This is a genomic window from Pseudanabaena biceps PCC 7429 (genome assembly GCF_000332215.1).
Classification (GTDB): domain Bacteria; phylum Cyanobacteriota; class Cyanobacteriia; order Pseudanabaenales; family Pseudanabaenaceae; genus Pseudanabaena; species Pseudanabaena biceps.
Genome location: NZ_ALWB01000261.1, coordinates 1 through 2,847 on the forward strand (window position 1 = coordinate 1; position 2,847 = coordinate 2,847).

General features: G+C 40.8%; 3 protein-coding genes. 1 reads left to right on the plus strand and 2 read right to left on the minus strand.

The genetic code is table 11. The features are described 5' to 3' along the window. Positions 1-85: 85 nt before the first annotated feature. Together PSE7429_RS20215 and PSE7429_RS20220 are read right to left on the minus strand one after the other, a co-directional pair. Entirely contained in the window at positions 86-1,237 is a 1,152-nt protein-coding gene (locus PSE7429_RS20215; RefSeq protein WP_009629210.1) for an ISAs1 family transposase, read from the minus strand. Between the two features lie 173 nt (positions 1,238-1,410). Beyond that, positions 1,411-2,415 (minus strand): PDDEXK nuclease domain-containing protein, encoded by a 1,005-nt coding sequence (locus PSE7429_RS20220; protein ID WP_009629211.1) that lies wholly within the window; start codon positions 2,413-2,415, stop codon positions 1,411-1,413. A gap of 93 nt (positions 2,416-2,508) precedes the next feature. On the opposite strand from PSE7429_RS20220, the gene PSE7429_RS20225 reads away from it, so the two are divergent. Further along, positions 2,509-2,847: toprim domain-containing protein (locus PSE7429_RS20225; protein WP_009629212.1), on the plus strand; the 339-nt coding region annotated here is incomplete at its 3' end.

Sequence of the window (2,847 nt, forward strand, 5' to 3'; positions counted from 1 at the left end):
CTGTTGACGAAATTCTTGTAGTTTGTCAATAATCATGACTGTAGATGTAGGGCAACCGCACACGTTCATGAATAAATAACGAAGACTAAGGTGAAACTATGTTTAAGGCGTTAAGTATATGCTTGAGATAGTTGTCATCCCATCCAGCTTTAAGTCGTTTAGTCTTGACTCCGACCTTAGTTTTTTTGTCACGGGAAAGTAAATTTAAGCCAACATGACGAATAACAGCTAAGTTTTCAGCAGTATAGCCTCGACAACCTTGAGAAGCATCTTCATCAAACCCAACATCAAGAATCCAATGCAGTTGATTTTCGATACTCCAATGACTTCTAACAGATTGAGAGAACCTGTGCACATCACTCTCAATACTCAGAATATAATATCGCTGTTGGATAGAAACTACGCCATTGACATTACGTTCTGATTCAACCATGCCAATACTTTTTAACCCTGTCCATTTCTCTGCGCCAATGAGAAATTCTGTATTACCCATAGTCCAATAGGATCTCTTCTCAATGCGCCCATGCCCTTTTTCTACTGTTGAATGGAATTGATGTTCGATATTATGGAATTTTTGGGCGCGAGCAGATGTGAATAATTGACTTACATCATCATGGAGATTACCTTGATTTCCTTTGAGTGCTAATACATAATCTGCACCTTGTTCAATGATTGTTTTGGCTATTTCGGTCTGACATCCCATTGCGTCTATGCTGACCAAACAACCTCGAATTGCCAACATTTCTAGCAATGGTGGGATAGCGGTTATTTCGTTCGATTTCTCACTAACTTTTTTCTGTCCCAGCACCAAATGCTGTGTTGCCGACCAAACACTCACCATATGAATGAGGCTACGGGAGTTGCCTGCTTCCTTTGCTCCTCTCAACGTTTTGCCATCAATATTAATCAATTCTCCACCTGTTGTTTTATGGACTGCTTCCATCCATCCTATAAAACATTTTTGCAATTCTAATGGGTTCAACCGAGCAAATATTCTCTCAAATGTATCTGCTGATGGTATTCCATTTTCTAATTCTAAAAATGTCTTTAACCATTTTTTCTTTGATTTTCCATATTCTGCTATTGCTGTAAAATCATTTGCTCCGCTTATTGTTCCACATATGCTGATTACCAATATGTCTAATAGCTTATGTTCGATACTGTGTGCTGCTCTGGGGTCTCGCAAGTTGCCAAAATGTGTCTCAATTAATGCGACTGGGCTGATTGTAGAAGACATGGCACTTTTTTGCTTTTAATTTATATTGGTCATTTTACTTTGCCTTCTTTGTTTCGTTATTTATTCATAAACGTGTGCGGTTGCCCTATCCCAAGATGATATCTATGCAATTGCCAATCGCACCACACTCGACCACCAATATTGATCGCGCAGACCTGACCCCAAAAGCAGAGTTATCTCACCTCATCCAAAAGCCTCTTCAACTCCTGCTTTAAAGCCTCGACATCGGGTAGATAAAGCTGATATCTCGACACAAAAAGCTGATTAGAAATTCCTCCCGTGGCATACTCCACTAAAATCTCATCCTTATCTCGCGCCAATACAATTCCAATCGGCTCATTATCGTCTTCCATATTCTCTTCGGCACGAAAATAGTTTAGATACATATTCATCTGTCCTATATCTTCGTGACGTACAGCCCTTGTTTTCAAATCAATCAAGACAAAACATTTCAAAATACGATGATAAAACACTAAATCCACGTAAAAATGCGTATTATTTAACGTAATTCGGTATTGTTGCCCAATAAATGCAAATCCCTTTCCCAGTTCTAGTAAGAACTTCTCTAACTGAACAATCAACCGATTTTCTAATTCACTCTCATGGTAATTGCGATCGGGCAAATCTAAAAACTCAAACACATAGGGATCTTTCACCACATCCTGCGCTGATTCGATTTTTTGACCTTTCTGAGACAAGGCAAGAATCTCTGCTCGATCCTTACTCAGGGCAACTCGCTCAAACAAAGCCGAATCCTTTTGACGCTTTAATTCCCTCACGCTCCAGCGATCGCGTATGCATTGTTGCTCGTAAAACGATCTAGCTAAATCATCCGAAATCGCCAAAAGCTCCGTGTAATGCGACCAACCTAATTTGGCAGACACCATCTGCCATTTTGGATAACCAACATAAAAGCGGCGCATATCCAAGACATTACGGCGACTAAATCCCTTGCCGTAAGCTGTTTTCAAATCCCGTGATAATTGAGTTAACAGCCTTGAGCCATATTCCGCTCTCTCATTCCCCTTCTGCTCAAACTCCACGATGTACTGTCCAATTTGCCAATAAGTTTCTACCAAAAGTGTATTAACCTGCTCAAAGGCTCGTTGCTGCCCCTGTGCCAAGCATTCACCAATGCGATCGATTAATTGCTGATAGGAATCGATTAGATCACTCATAAATTAGCTGTTAGTCTGGGATGACAGTATACCCCAATCCTAGAAATGAAAGTTAAGCCAGATTCAAGATAAAGTTTACACAGGTACAAAAACATGAAAAAGCTGTTACTCGTTGAATCTCCATCTAAGTGCAAAACCATTCAAGCCATCCTTGGTAGTGAATGGCAAGTGGAAGCTTCCTTTGGTCACTTTACAGAACTAGCTAAAGATGGTGAAGATAGCTTAGGCTTTACGATGAACAAGGATACCAACAAAATTGAATGCCGCTACCAATTGACCGAAGGTAAAGGTCAACAGGTAGTCGCTAAACTTCGCGCTGCTGTGAAGAATGCTTCAGAAGTGGTGCTGGCTACCGATGGCGATCGCGAGGGTGAGGGGATTGCTTGGCATTTACAACAGCAACTCCATCTTCGCAATCCTAAACGCGCTGTC

Coding starts and splice junctions, on each gene's coding strand:
- PSE7429_RS20215 (WP_009629210.1), bottom strand. CDS start 1,237: ATGTCTTCTACAATCAGCCCAGTCGCATTAATTGAGACACATTTTGGC.
- PSE7429_RS20220 (WP_009629211.1), bottom strand. CDS start 2,415: ATGAGTGATCTAATCGATTCCTATCAGCAATTAATCGATCGCATTGGT.